General features: G+C 62.8%; 1 protein-coding gene. It reads right to left on the bottom strand.

Features of this window, described 5'->3' with window-relative positions:
• Positions 1-311: 311 nt before the first annotated feature.
• The coding region (locus tag NW856_RS05050; protein ID WP_414399394.1) for a glycosyltransferase family 9 protein at positions 312-1,004 on the bottom strand (693 nt) is incomplete at its 5' end.

Genomic DNA, 1,004 nt, shown 5'->3' on the forward strand with positions numbered 1-1,004 from the left:
GACGTGGCGGAACGGCAGACGCGCTAGACTTAGGATCTAGTGCCGCAAGGCGTAAGGGTTCAAGTCCCTTCGTCCGCATGAGAATCCCCTACTTCCCCAGCCCCTTTCCCCCAAGAGGGCAGAAGTTCCCCCGGTCAACAGCAATGCTGACTGCCTTACGGTCGCTCGCCAGCAAGCCTGGGAGAGCCAAGGTGACAAAGCAAGCTCTCCCGCCGGCTAAAAGCAGACAGGGACACATCTCCCAGGCTAGAAGGCTTCTCGGTCCGCCTGCAGAGAAACTGGACTGGGTTGCTGCCACGAAAACCTTGGCTCTAGGCCGGAAAGATCACCTGCAGAATTTGCTCGGGGGCAATCGACTCCACCTTCCCATCGGCCCCCTTGACCGCCCGAAACGGCCCCTCTGAAGGCAGCAGCCGCAACGGGTCGGTGGGCCCAAACAACGCCACCAGCGGCGTCTGCACCGCCACCGCCAAATGCATGGGAGCGCTATCGGCGCACAACAGCAGCGTTGCCCCACCAATCAAGGCCGCCAGCTGCCCCAGCCGGACAGGACGGCTCACCGGCAGCTCCGGCAGTTGCGCCAGAAAGCCCTCCGCCAGCTGCTCATCCTCTGGCCCCACCACCAGCACCAACGGCAGCTCCGGCCGCTGCTCCCGAAAACCCTTGATGACCTTGACCCAGTTGGCAGAGGGATAGATCTTCTGAATTCCCTTCTCCTGCAACAGCTGGCTGGCCCCCGGATGCAACAGCACATAATCTTGAGCGGCATCCCCCAAAAGGCGCTTGCGTTCCTGCTCTGCCCACTCCAGGTCTGCTTTTTTCAGACGAATCTGGGGCAACCCCGCCGGCGCAGCAATGCCAAACCCCTGCACCAGGTCGTGGTACATCTGGGCAGCATACTGGGCTGGCTTCAGGGGCACCGGGTCGGTCAGCCAAGGTCGCCCCGGCCCCGGCGGCGCATAGCCCACCCGCTTGGGAATGCCGGTCAGCCACAACAACAGCTT

The organism is Synechococcus sp. R3-13 (assembly GCF_047462195.1).
Taxonomy (GTDB): Bacteria; Cyanobacteriota; Cyanobacteriia; order Thermostichales; family Thermostichaceae; genus Thermostichus.